Below are 19,747 nucleotides of genomic sequence, written 5' to 3'. Positions count from 1 at the left end.
TAATCATTATTTTAGTTCCAATACATCTCGCATAGAAAACACCCCTTGTTTACCAACGAGCCATTCTGCAGCCAAAACCGCTCCTAAAGCAAACCCCTCACGATTGTGTGCATGGTGCTTGATTTCGATTAAATCTACCTCAGAATTATAAAAAACAAGGTGTGTTCCTGGTACATTCTCTATCCGTTTGGCATCAATTTTAATTTCATGCTCCGCTGGATTTTCCAATGTCCAATTTTGATACCTGCTGTTTTCTATAACTCCTTTGGCTAACGATATGGCTGTTCCACTGGGTGCATCAAGCTTTTGGGTATGATGAATTTCTTCCATCGAAACTTTATATTGGTCAAATTTCGACATGATTTTAGCTAAATATTCATTTAATTCAAAAAAAATATTGACTCCCAAACTAAAATTGGAACTCGATATCAAAGCTCCTTTTTGTTGGTTGCACAAAGCTACCATGTCGTCATATTGGTCTAGCCAACCTGTTGTTCCTGAAACTACTGGTATATTAGTGTGCAAACATTCCGAAATGTTACAAACCGCTGCTGAAGGAATACTAAAATCTATTGCAACATCAGCTGTTTGCAATCCATCAAATGTATTAAACTCATCTTTTTTCAATACAATTTCATGTCCTCTTTCCAAAGCAATTCTTTCAATTACTTTTCCCATTTTGCCATATCCCAAAAGTGCTATTTTCATGTATATAATGATTTTGTGTTGTGTTGTTGCTATGTTATTTTATCAATATTGTAACTCTAAAAATGATAATTCAAAGTAAGTGCAAACTGATTTTGTTTGTTCAAATCGTTTTGTTGAATATCTGGTTTTATGGATAAATTGTCGTTTACATTAAACTGCATCAAATGAGCATCTACATTTGCATCAACTATATTCAATACATAAAAGCCAATGATGAAAAAAGCAGACAAATCACGATTTCGTTGGTAGAATTTCTGACCTGCCAAGAGCCTCGAACTGTCCAAATAACTCAAACTATCATCAGAATATCCTTCTAATCTGCGTTTATATGCGTCTCTAAAAGTATGGTACTTGGTGTTGCTCGTTATGTACGAATATACAGAAATCCCAATGGCAGTATAAACCAATGGGATTTTCCAATATTTTTTATTATAAGCCTGACCTAAACCAGGTACTAATGCCGAGTAAAATGCAGCTTTTGTTGGAGCTAACGGATTAATATCATCTGTTTTTTTTATAGAATCTTTTGCTATCAAAGGAATTTCTTTAACATCTTGAGATAAAACAATAGTTTGCTTCATACACAAAACCAACAATAGGATGTAATAATACTTGCCCACTTAAGATTGAATAAGACTTAATATTCTTTGAAAATCCGCTTCAGACCGAAAAGGTATTGTAATTTTTCCCTTACCATTAGAGGCGACTTTTACATCTACCTTGGTACCAAAAAAATTATTTATTTCTCTTTTCTTAGTGTCATCAATATCAAACCCAGATACTTTTGGTAACTCTGGCTTTGGTTTCAACCCCTCTTGATAATTTTTTACCAACGATTCTGTATCTCTAACAGACAAATTCTGGCTCACAATTTTTTGATAAATTTGTGCCTGAATATCCAAATCCTCAATATTGATGATGGCCCTACCGTGTCCCATTGATATAAATCCGTCTCTAATTCCTGTCTGAATAATCGGATCTAATTTCAATAACCGCAAGTAATTAGCAATAGTAGAACGTTTTTTTCCCACTCTTTCACTCATTTGTTCTTGTGTCAATTGAATTTCGTCCATCAATCTTTGATATGAAATCGCAATTTCTATAGGATCCAAATCGTGTCTTTGAATATTTTCTACCAAAGCCATCGTTAACGATTCGTGGTCGTTTGCAATTCTAATATATGCCGGAACGGTGGTTAAACCCGCCAATACAGAGGCCCTCAATCGACGTTCTCCTGAAATCAATTGGTATTTATTAAACTCTATTTTACGTACAGTAATGGGCTGAATTACCCCCAATTCCCGTATAGATGTTGCCAGTTCCTGAAGTGTTTCTTCGTTAAAATTACTTCTTGGCTGAAAAGGATTGATATCAATAGCCGCTATTTCTAGTTCAATGATATTGCCCACTACTTTATCTGCATTTTTATCCTCTACAGATTGTATATTATTTTCGGGATCCTTCAATAATGCAGATAACCCTCTTCCTAAAGCTTGCTTTTTTATTGCTTTCGACATAAAAACTATTTACTTGTATTTCTTTTGATTATTTCTTCGGCCAAACTCAAATAATTCGAAGCACCTTTGCTCGTGGCATCAAAATTAATGATACTTTCACCAAAACTTGGTGCCTCACTCAACTTAATATTGCGTTGAATAATCGTTTTAAAAACCATTTCGCTAAAATGCTTCTGCACCTCATCCACCACTTGATTAGACAAACGCAGTCGGGCATCATACATCGTGAGTAACAATCCTTCTATATCCAACTCAGGATTGTGTATTTTCTGAACACTTTTTATCGTATTCAATAATTTACCCAAACCCTCCAATGCAAAATACTCACACTGAATAGGAATTACAACAGAATCTGCACAAGTCAAAGCATTTAACGTAAGCAAACCCAACGAAGGAGCACAATCTATCAAAATATAATCATAATTATCTCTAACAAGGTCCAAGGCTTGTTTCATCATATACTCTCGGTTTTCCTTATCAACCAACTCAATTTCAATAGCCACAAGGTCTATATGTGCCGGAATCAAATCCACATTTGGAGCACTACAACTCACAATAGCCTCTTGTGCCGTATTGCTATGTTCCAACAATTGATAAGTACCCACTTCTACATTTTCAACATCAATCCCTAGTCCAGAGCTTGCATTTGCCTGTGGGTCTGCATCTATAAGTAATACTTTTTTCTCTAAAACACCAAGTGCTGCAGCAAGATTGATAGAGGTTGTGGTTTTTCCAACACCACCTTTTTGATTTGCAATTGCAATAATTTTGCCCATTTTTTAATATGATTTTTGAAGCGTAAAAATACAAAATAATATCGTTTATAAAAGTCAAATTTATTAACATTTCTGTTTTTTTTAAAAAACCAACCCTCAAACCCCATTTTTCAAGGGATATTTATTTTTTTCTTGGAGCCAATACCTGCTTTTCGTTGCAATCTTTTTGTTTTTAAAGAAAAAACAAAAAGGATTTCCACTACAATCAGGGCTAAAAATGCCCAATGGTTCTCGAATTGTTCCTCCCATGTTCCTAAAAAAACCCTTTCATAGTGCCGCAGCTCATTATCAAATAAAATCCTCGTTCACTTTCCAATAAACAACCATTCCCTAAAATACTATTAATCAACACATACCATTCGTTTCACCTAAAATAGTTCCTTACAACAGTCCTTTTTTCAAAAAAAATATCAAAAAAAATACCCTATTATTTGAACTCATCATATATAAATTGTATTTTTGAAATCCAATTACAATAACATAACAAAACAATCCTTATGAAACTACAAAAAAATCTATTCCTTTTAGGTACATTACTTTTAGGCCTCAAGGCTACAACCCTATTGGCACAAGGCTGTAGCGATGCCGGTTTTTGTACCCTCAATAGCTTCAAACCACACGAAACCACCAATACACCTCAAAACCAACTCAAAATAGGGGCTTTTTTTGGTGGTGCAGACCACAATATAGCCGTGTGGGGTAATTACATAGAATACAACAGGCAACTCAATGCCAGCTGGAGCCTCGATGCCAAACTGACATCCTTATCTCAAAATGGCAACGGCATAGCCACTTTTGGATTAAGCGATTTGTTTTTGAATGCCAATCGAATCATCAATCCAAAACTTACCGCTACCCTTGGGGTCAAATTGCCATTACAAAACGGAAATGCTACAAACAACAACAATCCTTTGCCAATGGATTATCAATCAAGCCTTGGAACCCTGGACTTAGTAGCAGGATTGGGCTACAAAATAAACAAATTGCAACTTGTAGCAGCAGTACAACTCCCAATTTCTCAAAACAAAAACCAATTTTTGGCCGAAGTTTATCCAACTAATGCCAATTTACGATTATTTCAATCTACCAATAATTTCAAACGTAGTGGCGATGTATTGCTTCGTATAGCATACCCATTTGAACTAACCCAAAAACTCCAATTTACAGCCAGTGCCTTACCAATTTACCATCTAAAAAACGACCAATACACAGACCTAATGGGTACATCCAAAACCATTTCAGGTTCACAAGGTATTACACTCAATGCCAACATGTATTTTGATTACAAAATCAACGAAAAAAATGCTTTACAACTCAATATAGGAAGCCCTTTAAAAGTAAGAGAAGCCCGTCCTGATGGTTTAACCCGAAGTTTTGTTGCAAACCTCGAATATAAATACCAATTTTAAAAATGGCAAATTATTGGGTATTTGAAGATGTCAATTTATTTTCATTGATTTGTCCTCACAAGTTCAAAGCATATTCATCCGAACATGAATATATTTATTATACAAAAGGCGATTACATTTATTTTCAGGGCGATGTTTCGAGTACCATTTATTTAGTAAATGAGGGCAAAGTAAAAATAGGTTTCATAGACGATGCTGGTGAAGAATATGTAACTGCATACTTAAAAAAAGGTGATATTTTTGGCGAAAATATTTTATTAAACGAAACTCACCGAAAAGAATTTGCACAAGATGTGGACAAAACAACCTCGCTATGCTCTGTTACCCTACATCAGGCCGAAGATTTGGTGCGAGGCAACAGGTCATTTAGTACAAGTATTTATAAATTTATTGGTTTGAAACTAAAAAAAATAGAACGTCGGTATCAAATCATGCTTTTTAGAGATACTCGAACAAGAATCATAGAGTTTATCAAAGAATTAAAAGAAGACCAGTCCAGTACGGTACTTGCAAATAGCGAAATTTTGATACAAAACCCGTATTCACAAAGCGAAATTGCTAAACTCGTTGGTACCTCTAGGCCAACTTTTAATATCATTATCAATGAATTGGAAAAAGAAGGTTTTTTGCATTATCAAAAAAATAAAATTCTTTTAAAAAATAAGTTATTTAATGTTGATTGATACCAAAATACAGGGATAAAATAATCCCAAGCAGCGTCCCGAGCGATAGTAAAAGGCAAAGTAAGTTATACCAAATATACATATAAAATAGTCCAATCTACTTGTTCTTTTTTGCTAAAATTATTCATAAAAAATAGTTCCGTAGCCCAGCTATGCAACGATTTTTTTTGAAAATTTTTTCTAAAAAATAACTACGCATCTTTGGACTATTTTATAAATATATTTGGTATTATTTTTTAGAAAAAAAAATCAAAAAAAGGGTTGCACAATTGGACAAGGGAATTATTTCGATCTTAATTTTTACATAAATAACTAATTAAAATAAGAATAATAACAAAATTCAAAGTTTTAAAATCAATTGAGGTGGGGTGTAAATTATATAGGTTACACAGACTGTAGCTGCCATATAGCCCCGACTGGAGTGGAAATCCTTTTTGTTTTTTCTTTAAAAACAAAAAGATTGTAGCGTAAGGCGGGAACTGTCCCTGCGTGAAAATGCCAAATGTAGCGGCTTCAAATATTGCTATACAATAATACCAAATATACATATAAAATCATTTTTGTAATACAATATTTAAGTTTAAAATACTTGGTTACATTGTAGGCTGATTTATTTTGGATGCTTTTAGTGGCATTTACTTTATTTTGAACAGAAAATCTTTTTCGTCTTGCGACAGGCTGTCGTAGCCCGATAAGCTAATTTTGTCTAAAATGGCATCTACTTGTTGTTGGTGTTGGTCTTTGATTACAATAGTAGGATTCTTTTTTTGTACAGTGCTTGTAGTGTTGTAATTGCGTTCTATTTTTCGGAAAGGGTTGGGTTTAGACTTGCCAAAAAGGATGTTCAATTGGTTTGATAAAAGGCTATACCAACGGCTCAAATCGGTGCCATTTTGAATGAATTTGACAAATAGAAATCCCAAAAATGCACCTGCTAAATGAGACAAATGTCCCCCCATATTGTCTGATTTTAGGGCTAGTAGGTCAAACAAAATAATGGTGGCTGTGATCATCCAAAGTTTTAATTTGCCGATAAAAAAAACAGGTATGGGCACTAACGGTGCATATACGGTAGCGGCCATTAATATGGTCATGATGGCGGCAGAGGCTCCAACCATTTGAAAATAAATACCTTGAAAATAGAACCACAAAATAAAAAAGGCTCCAGAACATACGATTCCTAAGAAATACAACCCTTGAAGTTGTTTTTCGTTAAAAAAAGTGGTAAACCACCTGCAAGCAAATTGTAGCAAAAGCATGTTGACAATTAAATCGAATATTTGGTGATGGAAAAATCCATAACTCACTATTGTCCAAGGTTTTGTGATTAAATTTTTAGGATTGGAACTTAGGGCAAAAATGTTTTCAAAAAAATTAGATTGTATAAAAAACAACGAAATAATAAAAATACCGATGTTCCAAAATATCAATCGTTGGGCAAAACCGCCCACATTGTATTGGTGTTTCAAATCGTTTAATATTGAACTCATGCTGTTGATTATTAGGTGAAATTCTAATTTTTGTATTGATTTTTTTTCCAAAAACTCATCATGATAAATCCTACTAAAGCCCCTCCAATATGTTCAAACCTACCATCTCCATGGATGATGGGTCCTAGTCCGAAGGAAAAAACCAAATCGAGCGCAATAATACCTGGAATAAAATATTTCGCTTTTATGGGATATGGAATAAAAAAGAACATCAAACCCGCTTCGGGAAACATGAATCCGAAGGCAATTAACAATCCAAAAATAGCTCCTGTAGATCCATATACAAACGAGATGGGATTGATTTGAAAGACTTGATTGATGACATTGCTAATAAGTCCTGCTCCTATGCCACAAGAAATATAGAAAAACATGAATTTGTGTTGTCCCCAAAAATGTTCTAGGGTTGAACCTAAGGAATACAAAGCGTACATGTTGAATAATATTTGTAATATATTGCCGTTTACAAACATATTGGTAAACAACTGAAACCACCTAAAATTGGGGTCTTGAAATCCATATAAACCAAATACTTCCAAGGCTTGTGGATAGATGGACAAGAGCATACAGAGAAAAATCAATACATTGATGATGATCAAATGTTTAACGGTTTCGGTAATTGGCATCATAGTTTTTTAAAATTTTTTATCAATATCTTCCACTCTCATGGTAATATATGTTGGTTTATTAAAAGGAGACATGTTGGGCTCTTTGCAAGCAAATAACATATTGATGATATTTTCTTGTTCTTTTTCTGTTAAATATTTTCCTGTTTTGATGCCCAAGCTTTTGGACATTGATTTTGCAATCAAATCGTTTTGACTGAAACTATTTTCGGGTATTTCGTTTTGCATATCTTGCAATAATTGTTCCAAAACGATGGAGGCTTCGGATTCGGAAACATTGACAGGTAATCCTAAAATGACCACGCTGTCTGTTACGTTTTCATCAAAAAGAAAACCTGAATGTTGCAATGCAAGTTTTACTTCGGACAAAATGGTCAATTCATTTGTAGAATAAAATAAATTTAATGGAAATAGCAACTGTTGGCTAGCTGCTTGATTTACAGTCATATTAGACAGAAATTCTTCGTATAATATTCTTTGATGGGCCCTTTGCTGATCTACAATTACCATACCTGATTTTAGAGGACTGATGATGTATTTTTTATTTAATTGATAAGTGAGTTGCAAAGATTTTTCGGCAATATCCTCGTCAAACAACGAGGCTGCTACTTCTTCTTCTTCATATTGCATTGCATGACTATCAAAAGCTTGCTCTGTTGTACCAATGTATAAACTTTCCCAATTGGCAGCCACTTGCCTTTTTAGGGGCAAAAGAGGTTGTGTTTTATTGCTGTTTTGAAAAGGGTTATAATTGCTATCTATTTCAACCGTAGGGATTTGAGCTTCCAAATCTTTGTAATGATAAGGCGTGTCCAAATTGGCATCCCTTTCAAAATCTAAAATGGGCGACACATTAAATTGTCCTAAACTGTGCTTGATTGCCGATCGCAAAATGGCATACAATGCCTTTTCGTCGTCAAATTTGATTTCGGTTTTTGTTGGATGGATATTGATATCAATAGAATGTGGGGGTACCTCCAAATATATGAAATAACTTGGTTGAGCCCCATTGGGCAAAAGTCCTTCAAAAGCCGACATGACTGCATGGTGCAAATAACCACTTTTGATATAGCGGTTGTTCACAAAGAAAAATTGTTCGTTTTTGGATTTTTTGGCATATTCTGGTTTTGCAACAAATCCTTGCAAACACACAATTTCTGTATCTTCAATAATAGGAACTAATTTTTCGTTTGTTTTTCCTGCAAAAATATTAACAATTCGTTGTCGTAAATTTGATTTTGGTAAATTGTACAATTCACTACCGTTATGAAAAAAACTAAAATGAATATTGGGATGGGCCATAGCAACCCGCTGAAACTCATCTACAATATGACGGTGTTCTATAACATCTGATTTTAAAAAATTTCTTCGAGCAGGTATGTTAAAGAATAAATTTTTAACTGCGAATGAAGTGCCAATAGGCAAAACCGCCGATTCTTGTGCTATAAATTTACTGCCTTCGATAATAATATGTGTACCCAGTTCGTTTTGGTCTGGTTTTGTTTTTAACTCTACATGAGCAATGGCTGCTATAGAGGCCAAAGCTTCGCCCCGAAACCCCTTGGTATGCAAGGAAAATAAATCTTCTGCCAATCGAATTTTAGATGTTGCATGTCTTTCAAAACACATTCTTGCATCGGTAACATTCATTCCTTGTCCGTTATCCACCACTTGAATTAATGTTTTTCCAGCCTCTTTGATGATCAGTTTGATGTCTGAGGCTTTGGCATCTACAGCATTTTCTAAAAGTTCTTTTACAACCGAAGCTGGCCGTTGCACAACCTCTCCAGCAGCAATTTGATTGGCCACATGATCTGGAAGTAATTGAATAACGCTCGACATGATTTATATTTTTTGTTTTTAGAATGGCAAATTTAGTACAATTTATCGAAAAAAAGCTTGAAGCTATTAGAGAAACTATGGAATAAATTTACACGTCTTTTGATGGTGTTTGAACATGGTTGTTTAGCATTTCTATTAGCCTGATTGCTAACGAATTTCCAAAAGTTTTTTTCCTATAATGTGTGATAGGTTGGATGCCCTGAACTACGTTTGTAATGAAAATTTCATCAGCTTTTTGCAATTCAAAAGGAGATATTGGCGATTCTTCTATGGGTACCAATTGATTTTTTTGAAGCAATGAAATGATATTTTTTCGCATCACACCATTCAAACAGCCTTCGGACAATGGAGGTGTTTTCAAAACTTGGTTTATATATACAAAAACATTGCCTTGAAGTGCCTCTGTAACCTGTTTAGATTCGTTGAGCAATAAGCAATTATCCAAATCGTTTTCTTGTGCATAAATACTGCCCGTAATATGGATGATTTTATTGGTTGTTTTTAAATTTGAAATCAATTGCTTAGATATATAAAAATCTTTATACAAATCTACTTCATATTTGGACGAATTCCATTGGTATTGACTATGCGGTATTTCGGCCACTTGAATGACAAACCCAACATCATTTGTTTCGGGCAAATAAAAACCAGGAGACGCTCTATAAACCGTGATTCTGGCTCTTGCTGCATTAGTAATGTTTTTGGTCTGAACAAGACTCAAAATTTGATTTTCAAGATATTCCATGGTAAAATTCATAGGAATTTCCATCCTAACAATGCGCATGGTGGCCATTAGTCTAAAATAATGATCTTCCCAAAATAATATACTATGATTGACTATTTTTAAGGTTTCAAAAACGGCATCTCCATACAAAAAAGCCCTGTTTTGATGCAACAATTCGCTGTTTGAAGCCACAATATTTCCATTACTATTGACCATAAAATTCCTTTCTTAATTAAAAATTAAGGCAAAGGTACTATAAAAAAAGCAACTATCAAACCGAACCTATCACATGTTTGAGGTCGGCAATTTGATTTTGCCACAATTGTTTAGAGGCTTCAATTTCGTCTTCAAAAGCAAAATCGGTTACTAAAATGGATACATCTTTGGTAATTTCGTCTTCCAAAATTTTCAATTCAAAAAACAAATCGGTGTCTTTGTTTTGTTCGTCGAGCCATTTGAATTTTACTCTTTCGCCTGTTTTTTTGGAGGCCAATCGGGCTTTTTCTTCGGAACTATCCCATATAAATGTAAAGTATTCGCCTCTAGAATGCACATTATCTGCAAACCATTCAGACAAACCCGAAGGTGTTGAAATGTATTGGTAGAGCAATTGTGGCGAAGCATTAATAGACAATTCTAATTCGTAACGTAGTTTTGGGTTCATTGTAATCAAATAATTTTGGGCGAAATATAAATATTTTTTTTCAAAAAAAAGCCTTTTTCAAAAAATATTTTTTTTGTTGCAAATTTATTTGTTTCATACAAAAAAAATAGTATCTTTGCACCCGAATTAAAACAATATAGTGTTTTAATAGTCCAGGCGAGGTAGCTCAGTTGGTTAGAGCGCAGGATTCATAACCCTGAGGTCACGGGTTCAACTCCCGTCCTCGCTACAAATGTAAAAAGTCAATGTTTATGCGGTTTAAACCTAGTTTTAAACCGTTTTTTTATGGCTTCTTTATCCCTTAAAATTAAAAATGAATATAGAAAAGAATATGTTTTTGAAAATGTGAGAAAAACAAATCTCTTGAACATTACGAAATAAAATCAAAAAGGCTGTCCCAAAACAATTGGAACAGCCTTTTATTTTGAATAGTCAATATTCTATTTAATCAATTCAAAACTACGTTTTACAAAAGCTGTCAAAGCTTCGCCTTTTAATAAGTTTTGAGACAGTTTGGCCAAGTCAAGAGCTTGATTGACAAGGATTTGCTGTTTTTCTTGATCTGTAGTATGTAATATCACATTGGCCAAATCGGCATTGGTATTGACAACTAAATTATACATTTCAGGAAAGTTGCCCATTCCAAACATACCGCCACCACCAGTTTGACTCATTTCTTTCATGCGTCGCATAAACTCGGGTTGTGTAATGATAAAAGGAGCCGCTTGACTATCTAATGCCTCCAATTGAACGGTATAAGTTTGTTTGGGTACAATGGCTTCGAGGGCAGTTTTAAGAGTTTCTTTTTCGGTGTCGCTCAATTTTGAAATACTTGTTTCGTCTTTTTTGATTAAATTGTCGATATGATCGGCATCAACTCGAACAAAAGAAAGGTCTTTATTATCGTTTTCTAATTTTTGAATTAAGTGAGAAATAATAGGCGAATCGAGCAATAGCACCTCGTAACCTTTGTCTTTTGCAGTTGCTATATAAGAATGTTGAGCTTCTTTGTTGGCCGCATACAACACAATGAGTTTACCGTCTTTGTCGGTTTGTTTTTCCTTTAGTTTTTCTTTCAGTTCGTCCAAGGTAAAATAAGTGTCATCTACGGTAGGATACAATACAAAGGCACCCGATTTTTCATAAAACTTATCTTCAGAAAGCATACCATATTCCAAAACAATTTTTATATCGTTCCATTTTTGTTCAAAATCGGCTCTATTTTCATTGAATAACGATTTGAGTTTGTCGGCCACTTTGCGGGTAATATAGTTTGCTATTTTTTTAACAGCACCGTCGGCTTGAAGTCCCGAACGAGACACATTTAAAGGAATATCTGGCGAATCTACAACCCCTCTTAGCATCATTAAAAATTCAGGAACTATACCTTCCACGTTATCCGTTACATAAACTTGGTTTTGATATAGCTGTATTTTATCTTTTTGAATTTGTAAATCGGCACCCAACTTTGGGAAAAACAGTATTCCTGTAAGATTAAACGGATAATCAACATTCAAATGAATATTGAACAAAGGGTCTTCAAATTGCATAGGATACAATTCTCGGTAGAAATTTTTATAATCTTCGTCTTTCAAATCAGCAGGCGACTTGGTCCAAGCCGGATTTGGATTGTTGATAAAGTTATCTACCTCAACAAATTCGGTTTTGTAATCTTCAGGAGCGTCATCTGGTTTTGGGAGTGCTTCTTTTTTAGTTCCAAATTTAATTGGAATAGGCATAAATTTATTGTATTTGTTCAATAAACCTGCAATTTTGGCATCATCTAAAAATTCCAAAGCATCTTCGGCTACGTGCAAAACAATTTCTGTACCTCTTGTGTTTTTATCGTGTGGAACAAGGGTAAATTCTGGGCTTCCATCGCAAGTCCAGTGAGCGGCAGGTTCGTCTTTGTATGATTTAGTAAAAATTTCAACTTTTTCGGCAACCATAAAAGCAGAGTAAAATCCTAAACCAAAATGGCCAATAATACCAGAGTCTTTTGCAGCATCTTTGTATTTGTCCAAAAACTCTTCGGCACCCGAAAAAGCCACTTGGTTGATGTATTTTTCTACTTCGCTGGCGGTCATACCAATACCTTGGTCGATAATATGGATTTTTTTGGCCTCTTTATCTACTTTTATTTCGATAATAGGGTTGCCATATTCCACTTTTGCTTCGCCAATACTGGTTAAATGCTTTAATTTTAAGGTAGCATCTGTTCCGTTTGAAATCAGCTCTCTCAAAAATATTTCGTGGTCGCTGTATAGAAATTTTTTGATCAATGGGAAGATGTTTTCTACCGAAACATTAATTTTTCCTGTTGTCATAGTACTATTTTTTTTAAGTTAAATTGTTTATTTGAAACTGGTATTTCAAATTAAGTACCAAAATAATATTTATGACAAAATGACAGAAAAGTATTTGTTCCAAGATACTCCCCTACTCTATGATGATGGATTTGATGTTCATAAATTCTTTGATGCCAATGCTTGCTAGTTCTTTGCCATATCCTGATTTTTTGATGCCTCCAAAAGGTATTCTTGAATCTGAACGAACCATTGAATTGACAAAAACATTTCCTGCTTCCATTTTTCGGGCTAAATAATAAGCTTTTTCAGTATCTTTTGTCCATATTGAGGCAGCCAATCCGTAGCGGTGGTTGTTGGCTAAATCGATAGCATTTTGTTCGTTTGTGGCTCTAATAATTGTGGCTAAAGGGCCAAAAGTTTCTTGCTGAAAAGCTATGTTTGAGTCGGTTACGTTGTCTAACAATGTGGGTTGAAAATGACAAGAATCGCTGTTGCCTCCCGTAATTAATTGAGCACCTTGTTGCAGCGATTGTTGGAGTTGAAAACGCAGATTGTTGGCAATATCCAATCGGGCTAATGGACCTATTGAGGTGTTTTCGAGTAAGGGGTTTCCTTGCGTGAGTTGTTGGATTTTCATTTCAAATAGATGAGCAAAATCATCTGCAATTTCTGGCACTACAATACATCTTTTGGCACAAATACAGGCCTGCCCGGCATTGATCATTCGGGATTGGGTGGCAACTGTGGCTGCTTTTTCCAAATCGGCATCTTTTAGTACAATAAACGCATCAGAGCCCCCCATTTCTAGTACAGTTTTTTTGAGGTGTTTTGCTGCCAAAGTTGCTACTGCAACACCCGCCCTTTCGCTGCCTGTAAAAGTAACACCTTGTACAATATTTGAAGCCATGACATTTTCTATTTGTGGGACATCTATGGTTAGTTGCTGGAAAACTCCTTTTGGAAAACCCGCTTCCAAAAAAATATTTTCAATAGCTTTTGCACACCCAATGACATTTGGTGCATGTTTGAGAAGCGTTACGTTTCCTGACATTATTGCAGGAGCTGCATATCGAAAAACTTGCCAAAAAGGATAATTCCATGGCATAATGGCAAAAACTGCACCTGTTGGGTCATACACCGATCGGCTGTAGAAAGGGGTGTTATAGGGTTTGTCTTTTAGCATTTGTTCTGCATTTTCAGCATAAAAATCGCAATTGGCGGCAGATTTTTCTATTTCGGCTTTGGATTCTGACAAAATTTTGCCCATTTCGTTGGTTATCAATAAGGACCATTCGTTTATATTGGCTCTAAGTATTTCGGCAACTTTTTTCATTTTGTAAGCCCTTTCATCAAAAGTAGTGTTTTTCCAAGCATCAAAAGCCTTTGTGGCCCATAGAAGGTGCTGTTGCAACTGGTTTTGGGTTAGTATTTCATGTTCGGAAATGGTGGCGTTTGTATAAGGATTGGTAGATTTAAAAGTCATTGCAATAGGTTTTGTTTGGTTTTTGAACAGGGTACAATATTATAAAAAAAAAGGATAGTATCAAGAGATTTGATTAAAATATTGGTTGCTAATTGCAGTTGTTTTGCGTGAGGGATAGCAGTGGAAATCCTTTTTTTGGGTTTTTGCGGGTTTTTTTTTACCCCGCAAAAACCCAAAAAAAGATTGGAACGAATAGCCCGACCCGTAGCTTGCGGAGGGGCACGCCCTTATATAGAAAATTGTAGTTGTAAAAAAATAAACATTCTTTGTTAGTTGAAAAATATTTGTTTCAAATGAAATTTATTTAAAACTGATTTGAAGTTAAATTATTTTAGGAGTTACTCTAATTGAATCTGTATAAATTGGTTATTCCTATTTAAACCAAATTGAGCATTAGAAATTTATTGCAATCTAAAACTATTTAAAAAACAAGCACTTTATTCACTCATTAAATATTGCTTTTTGGTGTTTATCAATCTACGATGTCTTCTTTTTAAAATATTCTAAAATTTTAAAAAGTACGTGAGTACTTATTTTTATTACTTCATTTTATTTTTTAGTGGTGTTCCGTGATATGCTTCGTAGTTGTATTTATATACCAAATATACATATAAAATAGTCCAATATACTTGTTCTTTTTTGCTAAAATTATTCAAAAAAAATAGTTCCGTAGCCCAGCTATGCAACGATTTTTCTTGAAAATTTTTTCTAAAAAATAACTACGCATCTTTGGGCTATTCTATAAATATATTTGGTATTAGATTTCATGCTGAAGTCTAATGCGTAATATGGGATAAAAAAAAAACAGCAAAATAAAAGTATTTTGCTGTTTTTCAGATTGTTATATTTGATATGGATTAGAAACCGTAAACTAGTGCCATAGTAAGTTGAGAGGCTGTTTTAGTTGGGTTTCCGGCTGAGGTAACAAAATTTGGGTTGTTTGCGTTGTCTAATCTGATTTCGGGAATAAAAGTTAGGTTGCCTGATTTGTAATTTCCAGAAAGAGTGAAAGCTGTTACACTTCCGTTGCCAACAGCGGCATAATTGCTATTGGTTTTTGCTTTAAATGATTCCGCACGAAGTCCTAAACCAAATGCCTTAGTAATGTTGTAGGTTGGGTATATTGCAAAACCTGAATACCCCGTTTGGTCGTCTGGGCCATTGAAATTGGTAGCATTGAAACCTAATTTGATTTTTGAATTGATTTGGTATGCTGCCGTTAGGTCTAAAATTGTGCCACTAACAGAGCCTGATAATACATTGAAGTAAGCAAATAATCCTTCTTTTGGATTCCAAGAAATTTGAGCTCCCAAGGCATTTAGTCCAAATTTTGGGGTTGCTTGGTATGTATTCCATTGGTCGTTGAACAACCCTCCCATTAGGGTAATTTTGGAAGACACCGTATAGGTAGCTTTGATTCCTGCATTTTGAAAAGGGCCGTTTGTAAACAAATAAGAGGTAGAATAATTGAAATTTGTTAGCGGCGAAATGACTTCGTATCCAATATAAGTGGCCATATATCCTGCGGTTAGCGTCCATTTTTCGGAGGCTGCATACGTAGCATACAAATTTTGAATATGAAAAGACTGGCCCGCTACATCTGGTATGGATTGGCCAGTGCCACGAGGACCAAAAGACACTTCGCCAACGAAAGACGTTTTGCCTGTTTTCTTTTTCAATACAACGTCTAACATGCCTAGGGAAACTGAATTTTGATCGGTTGCAAAGCTTGTAGGTATGTTGGCCGTCTTAGAAAAATCATATTTATAATAAATATCGGCCGAACCAGAAATTTCTAAGGGTGTATCTTGGGCATTGGTAAAAATAGTAGTGGCCAAAAATAAGAATGAGAACAGTGTTTTTTTCATGGTGCATTTTTTTTAGTTAGACTTTGTTGTGTTTTAATTGTAAGAATTTAATAAATATATTTAATTTTTCTTTGGACAAAATTATTTAGTTTTTGTGAAATAAATGGCTTGAATAGAACTTTTTTTTGATTTTGAAATCACTTTTATGAAATCGAAAATTGGCAGTCGATATATTGATTAATGTATTTTTTTTAATCTTGTTTTTTGCGGCATTCTTAACTAAAAATCAATCATACCATTATTTTTTAATGGGTAGTTTGTTAAAATTACACCAAATTTAGCAAGACCCCCCTATTTTTATTGTTTATTTTACTAAAAACTTATTTTTTTTATTTTTTAAATAATTGATGTATATTCATTATTGGGGGTAAAACATGCTAAAAACAGCATGAAATAAACCCTTTTGATAACACGAAAAGTAAATTGTGAAAACATATTATTGGATTACAAAAATTTAACCTAAACGAAAGCCCCCTTAAAGCTACATTTTTGAAACGTTATAAAAATTGAATGACCTTAATATAAAAGGCCTATTTCATGTAAAGACACATAGAGGCAAAGTGAGATAAGTATTTTGACTATTTTAGAACGACATAACGAAAGGTGCTTAAAAATTAAAAAATATGTTAATAAAATGTTAATTTCAAAAAAAATGCTTTAAAACACTACCAAAATTGTATTTTAGCGATATGAAAAAAATGGCCAAAATATTACTTATATTTTTCTTGTTTTTTTTAATTACACCTACAATAATTAGTGTAATTAAGAAATCGGTGGATTGTACCTATATGGATGATCTATCGGAAGAAGAGCAAGTAAAGAAGGAAGCCTTTATAGCTTTATTTTCGGAGCCATTTTTGCCCCTATTATTTCATACTTTTACCAAGAAAAAAACACAAATAAAAGTATCGCAAACAAAGCATGAGCAAATCTATATTGCTATAAACATACCGCCACCAGAGTTGTTTTAAATTAAATATAATCAAACAAGCAAATTACTGCTTTAATTTTTCATGGAAATTACTTTCCATGGGCTATTATTTATTTAAAAAAAATTTAAAACAACACATGTCTAAAACAAATAACAACTTTTTTTCTACACTAAATGCTGATTTTGCATCGGGTTTGGTGGTTTTTTTGGTAGCATTACCATTATGCTTAGGAATAGCAATGGCCTCTGGTGCACCTTTATTTTCAGGAATATTATCGGGTATCATTGGCGGTATCGTAGTCGGTTTTTTAAGTCAATCCCATATTAGTGTATCCGGTCCAGCGGCAGGATTGACTGCCATTGTATTGAAGGGCATAACCGATTTGGGAGCATTTGATTTATTTTTGACTGCGGTATTGATAGCGGGTCTGCTACAATTGGCATTAGGTTTTATCAAAGCAGGAAGTATTTCAAATTATTTTCCCACAAATGTTATTGAAGGAATGTTAGCTGGGATTGGTGTCATTATTATTTTGAAACAACTGCCGCACGCTTTTGGTTATGATAATGATTTTGAAGGCGATCAATCATTTTTGCAAAAAGATGGAGGCAACACTTTAGATTCATTGTTTCATGTATTAAATTATGTTCAATTGGGAGCCATAATTATTACACTCGTGTCATTGGCTATTTTAATAGCATGGGACAAAATTCCATTCCTTAAAAAATTGAAGCTTATTCCAGGAGCCTTAGTGGCTGTTATTTGCGGTATATTGATCAACGAAATATTTATCCAAACCGCTAGTTCCTTGGCCATAAAATCGGAACATTTAGTAGCATTGCCAATACCAAATTCGATTAATGATTTTAAAAATATATTTGTACAACCCAATTTAACAGGATTTATGAATCCCGCCGTTTGGCTTTTGGGACTTACTATTGCTATTGTAGCCTCTATTGAAACCTTATTGTGCATTGAGGCCGCCGACAGAATGGATGTTCAAAAAAGATATACTGATACCAATATAGAACTCAAAGCACAAGGAATTGGCAATATATTGAGTGGCTTCATTGGTGGTTTGCCCATGACGTCGGTAGTAGTGCGTTCGTCTGCCAATAGTACTGCGGGAGCCAAATCAAAATTATCTGCTATCATACATGGTGTGTTATTGTTGATTAGTGTTTTAGCAATTCCTAGCATATTAAATAAAATACCTTTGGCTACATTGGCAGCTGTACTACTTTTGGTAGGGTACAAATTGGCAAAACCAAGTACATTTATCCATTTTTGGGAAAAAGGTAAATACCAATTTGCCCCTTTCATAGCAACCTTTGTAGCAGTAGTTTTTACTGACTTGTTAAAAGGAGTGGCACTTGGAATGATCATTAGTATTATTTTTGTATTGAAAGGCAATTTGAAAAGAGCCTACAATTTTAGAAAAGAGGAATATGCCGATGGCGATGTTATCCATATTGATTTGGCACAAGAAGTTTCATTTTTGAATAAAGCCGCAATCAAGGAAACACTAAAATCGATACCCGAAAATTCAAAAGTAATCATTGATGCAAAAGACACCATTTATATTGCACATGATATTTTAGATTTGATTAAAGAGTTTAAGTCTATACGATCTAAAGAATTACATATCAAAGTAAAACTTCGAAATTTCAAAAAAGCATATCAATTAGAAAACAATCATGACAATCATGTTACAATAGAACATCATTATGACGAATTAAATAAAGTAATGGTTCAAAAAGAGGTAAAAAGATTTGATATAGATCAACAACAAACAAAACAATAAATGGTTACGAGTAAAATTTAATTATTTTTTATTTAAAATAAAATAATACGAATTATTTCAAAAAAATATTGTAAATTTACCATAAACTATTTAATTATATTTAAAAACAAAATAAAAAAAACAAAATGACAGAATACTATAAAAAAATATTAGATAAAAATAAAGAATGGGTTGAAAATTCGTTGAAAGCTGATCCCAATTATTTTGAAGATTTAGCAAAAGGCCAAAATCCGCAGCTTTTGTGGATTGGTTGTTCGGATAGCCGAGTACCCGCAAACGAAATTATTGGAGCAAAACCAGGCGATGTTTTTGTACATAGAAACATTGCCAATATGGTAATTCATTCTGATATGAATATGCTAAGTGTATTGGATTATGCCGTAAATGTACTGAAAGTCAAACATGTTTTGGTGTGTGGCCATTACGGTTGTGGTGGTATTAAGGCAGCTTTGGGCAACGGTTCTATTGGAATTATTGACAATTGGATACGGCATATCAAAGATGTATATAGGCTACATCGTCAATATTTAGACTCTATAGTCAATGAAGAAGAAAGATTTAATAAATTTGTAGAAATCAATATCAAAGAACAAGTTTTTGATTTGGCCAAAACTTCTATTGTGCAAGCAGCCTGGAGAAAAGGACAAGACCTAACATTACACGGATGGGTATATGGGCTAAACTCAGGTTTTGTTACAGACTTGCAAGTTAATTTATCTTCAGAAAAAGATTTAGATAAAGTGTATCAACTGCAATTTTAACAGATTATTTCTTGTTTTTTTCCTAAATAATTTTAATGTTTGAATCTATATAATACCAAATATACATATAAAATAGTCCAATCTACTTGTTCTTTTTTGCTAAAATTATTAAAAAAAAATAGTTCCGTAGCCCAGCTATGCAACAATTTTTTTT

The 19,747-nt window shown here is 33.9% G+C and carries 17 protein-coding genes and 1 tRNA gene; 6 read left to right on the top strand and 12 right to left on the bottom strand.

Annotation, left to right across the window (positions count from 1 at the left end; genetic code table 11):
- Nucleotides 1–6: 6 nt before the first annotated feature.
- The 4 genes from dapB to FBFL15_RS05425 are packed head-to-tail and all read right to left on the bottom strand — an operon-like array spanning nt 7 to nt 3,001.
- A complete protein-coding gene (gene dapB / locus FBFL15_RS05440; RefSeq protein WP_014083639.1) occupies nt 7–708 on the bottom strand; it encodes a 4-hydroxy-tetrahydrodipicolinate reductase in 702 nt (233 codons plus the stop codon).
- A gap of 56 nt (nt 709–764) precedes the next feature.
- Nucleotides 765–1,289 (bottom strand): DUF5683 domain-containing protein, encoded by a 525-nt coding sequence (locus FBFL15_RS05435; protein ID WP_050881273.1) that lies wholly within the window; start codon nt 1,287–1,289, stop codon nt 765–767.
- 39 nt (nt 1,290–1,328) lie between these two features.
- A complete protein-coding gene (locus tag FBFL15_RS05430) occupies nt 1,329–2,225 on the bottom strand; it encodes a ParB/RepB/Spo0J family partition protein (RefSeq protein ID WP_014083637.1) in 897 nt (298 codons plus the stop codon).
- A gap of 5 nt (nt 2,226–2,230) precedes the next feature.
- Nucleotides 2,231–3,001 (bottom strand): ParA family protein, encoded by a 771-nt coding sequence (locus FBFL15_RS05425; protein ID WP_014083636.1) that lies wholly within the window; start codon nt 2,999–3,001, stop codon nt 2,231–2,233.
- Between the two features lie 497 nt (nt 3,002–3,498).
- Here FBFL15_RS05425 and FBFL15_RS05420 point away from each other — a divergent pair, with 497 nt between their 5' ends.
- Both FBFL15_RS05420 and FBFL15_RS05415 read left to right on the top strand, forming a co-directional pair.
- Nucleotides 3,499–4,410 carry a hypothetical protein gene (locus FBFL15_RS05420; protein WP_014083635.1) on the top strand — a complete coding sequence of 304 codons (912 nt, stop codon included), beginning with the start codon at nt 3,499–3,501 and terminating at the stop codon, nt 4,408–4,410.
- A 2-nt stretch (nt 4,411–4,412) separates the two neighbouring features.
- On the top strand, nt 4,413–5,093 hold the full coding sequence (locus FBFL15_RS05415; protein ID WP_014083634.1) for a Crp/Fnr family transcriptional regulator: 681 nt from the start codon (nt 4,413–4,415) through the stop codon (nt 5,091–5,093).
- 635 nt (nt 5,094–5,728) lie between these two features.
- Here the strand turns inward: FBFL15_RS05415 and FBFL15_RS05410 are convergent.
- From FBFL15_RS05410 to FBFL15_RS05390, 5 genes are all read right to left on the bottom strand, one after another.
- On the bottom strand, nt 5,729–6,583 hold the full coding sequence (locus FBFL15_RS05410; RefSeq protein WP_014083633.1) for a rhomboid family intramembrane serine protease: 855 nt from the start codon (nt 6,581–6,583) through the stop codon (nt 5,729–5,731).
- 23 nt (nt 6,584–6,606) lie between these two features.
- Entirely contained in the window at nt 6,607–7,209 is a 603-nt protein-coding gene (locus FBFL15_RS05405; protein WP_014083632.1) for a rhomboid family intramembrane serine protease, read from the bottom strand.
- 6 nt (nt 7,210–7,215) lie between these two features.
- Nucleotides 7,216–9,048 (bottom strand): DNA mismatch repair endonuclease MutL, encoded by a 1,833-nt coding sequence (gene mutL, locus FBFL15_RS05400; RefSeq protein WP_014083631.1) that lies wholly within the window; start codon nt 9,046–9,048, stop codon nt 7,216–7,218.
- Between the two features lie 88 nt (nt 9,049–9,136).
- Complete coding sequence (locus tag FBFL15_RS05395; protein WP_014083630.1) at nt 9,137–9,988, bottom strand: aminotransferase class IV; 852 nt, start codon at nt 9,986–9,988, stop codon at nt 9,137–9,139.
- Nucleotides 9,989–10,043: 55 nt separating this feature from the next.
- On the bottom strand, nt 10,044–10,436 hold the full coding sequence (locus FBFL15_RS05390) for an START-like domain-containing protein (protein WP_014083629.1): 393 nt from the start codon (nt 10,434–10,436) through the stop codon (nt 10,044–10,046).
- A gap of 155 nt (nt 10,437–10,591) precedes the next feature.
- On the opposite strand from FBFL15_RS05390, the gene FBFL15_RS05385 reads away from it, so the two are divergent.
- Nucleotides 10,592–10,665 (top strand) — tRNA-Met (locus FBFL15_RS05385).
- A 211-nt stretch (nt 10,666–10,876) separates the two neighbouring features.
- Here the strand turns inward: FBFL15_RS05385 and htpG are convergent.
- The 3 genes from htpG to FBFL15_RS05365 form a co-directional block, all read right to left on the bottom strand.
- A complete protein-coding gene (htpG, locus tag FBFL15_RS05380) occupies nt 10,877–12,763 on the bottom strand; it encodes a molecular chaperone HtpG (RefSeq protein ID WP_014083628.1) in 1,887 nt (628 codons plus the stop codon).
- Between the two features lie 112 nt (nt 12,764–12,875).
- Nucleotides 12,876–14,228, bottom strand: coding sequence for an NAD-dependent succinate-semialdehyde dehydrogenase (locus tag FBFL15_RS05375; protein WP_014083627.1), 1,353 nt, complete (start codon nt 14,226–14,228; stop codon nt 12,876–12,878).
- An 857-nt stretch (nt 14,229–15,085) separates the two neighbouring features.
- A complete protein-coding gene (locus FBFL15_RS05365; protein WP_014083626.1) occupies nt 15,086–16,096 on the bottom strand; it encodes a porin in 1,011 nt (336 codons plus the stop codon).
- A 698-nt stretch (nt 16,097–16,794) separates the two neighbouring features.
- On the opposite strand from FBFL15_RS05365, the gene FBFL15_RS05360 reads away from it, so the two are divergent.
- From FBFL15_RS05360 to can, 3 genes are all read left to right on the top strand, one after another.
- Complete coding sequence (locus tag FBFL15_RS05360) at nt 16,795–17,067, top strand: hypothetical protein (protein WP_014083625.1); 273 nt, start codon at nt 16,795–16,797, stop codon at nt 17,065–17,067.
- Between the two features lie 97 nt (nt 17,068–17,164).
- Nucleotides 17,165–18,832, top strand: coding sequence for a SulP family inorganic anion transporter (locus tag FBFL15_RS05355; RefSeq protein WP_014083624.1), 1,668 nt, complete (start codon nt 17,165–17,167; stop codon nt 18,830–18,832).
- Between the two features lie 125 nt (nt 18,833–18,957).
- Nucleotides 18,958–19,593, top strand: a complete 636-nt coding sequence (gene can, locus FBFL15_RS05350) for a carbonate dehydratase (protein ID WP_014083623.1) — start codon at nt 18,958–18,960, stop codon at nt 19,591–19,593.
- The last annotated feature ends 154 nt before the right edge of the window (nt 19,594–19,747 follow it).

Source organism: Flavobacterium branchiophilum FL-15, from assembly GCF_000253275.1.
In the GTDB taxonomy this organism is placed as follows: Bacteria; Bacteroidota; Bacteroidia; order Flavobacteriales; family Flavobacteriaceae; genus Flavobacterium; species Flavobacterium branchiophilum.
Note: the sequence above shows the minus strand (reverse complement) of the source record. Positions and strands in the feature narration are given on the sequence as shown.

Excerpts from the sequence above, each read along its gene's own strand:
- dapB (WP_014083639.1), bottom strand. The coding sequence starts at position 708 with ATGAAAATAGCACTTTTGGGATATGGCAAAATGGGAAAAGTAATTGAA.
- FBFL15_RS05435 (WP_050881273.1), bottom strand. The coding sequence starts at position 1,289 with ATGAAGCAAACTATTGTTTTATCTCAAGATGTTAAAGAAATTCCTTTG.
- FBFL15_RS05430 (WP_014083637.1), bottom strand. The coding sequence starts at position 2,225 with ATGTCGAAAGCAATAAAAAAGCAAGCTTTAGGAAGAGGGTTATCTGCA.
- FBFL15_RS05425 (WP_014083636.1), bottom strand. The coding sequence starts at position 3,001 with ATGGGCAAAATTATTGCAATTGCAAATCAAAAAGGTGGTGTTGGAAAA.
- FBFL15_RS05420 (WP_014083635.1), top strand. The coding sequence starts at position 3,499 with ATGAAACTACAAAAAAATCTATTCCTTTTAGGTACATTACTTTTAGGC.
- FBFL15_RS05415 (WP_014083634.1), top strand. The coding sequence starts at position 4,413 with ATGGCAAATTATTGGGTATTTGAAGATGTCAATTTATTTTCATTGATT.
- FBFL15_RS05410 (WP_014083633.1), bottom strand. The coding sequence starts at position 6,583 with ATGAGTTCAATATTAAACGATTTGAAACACCAATACAATGTGGGCGGT.
- FBFL15_RS05405 (WP_014083632.1), bottom strand. The coding sequence starts at position 7,209 with ATGATGCCAATTACCGAAACCGTTAAACATTTGATCATCATCAATGTA.
- mutL (WP_014083631.1), bottom strand. The coding sequence starts at position 9,048 with ATGTCGAGCGTTATTCAATTACTTCCAGATCATGTGGCCAATCAAATT.
- FBFL15_RS05395 (WP_014083630.1), bottom strand. The coding sequence starts at position 9,988 with ATGGTCAATAGTAATGGAAATATTGTGGCTTCAAACAGCGAATTGTTG.
- FBFL15_RS05390 (WP_014083629.1), bottom strand. The coding sequence starts at position 10,436 with ATGAACCCAAAACTACGTTACGAATTAGAATTGTCTATTAATGCTTCG.
- htpG (WP_014083628.1), bottom strand. The coding sequence starts at position 12,763 with ATGACAACAGGAAAAATTAATGTTTCGGTAGAAAACATCTTCCCATTG.
- FBFL15_RS05375 (WP_014083627.1), bottom strand. The coding sequence starts at position 14,228 with ATGACTTTTAAATCTACCAATCCTTATACAAACGCCACCATTTCCGAA.
- FBFL15_RS05365 (WP_014083626.1), bottom strand. The coding sequence starts at position 16,096 with ATGAAAAAAACACTGTTCTCATTCTTATTTTTGGCCACTACTATTTTT.
- FBFL15_RS05360 (WP_014083625.1), top strand. The coding sequence starts at position 16,795 with ATGGCCAAAATATTACTTATATTTTTCTTGTTTTTTTTAATTACACCT.
- FBFL15_RS05355 (WP_014083624.1), top strand. The coding sequence starts at position 17,165 with ATGTCTAAAACAAATAACAACTTTTTTTCTACACTAAATGCTGATTTT.
- can (WP_014083623.1), top strand. The coding sequence starts at position 18,958 with ATGACAGAATACTATAAAAAAATATTAGATAAAAATAAAGAATGGGTT.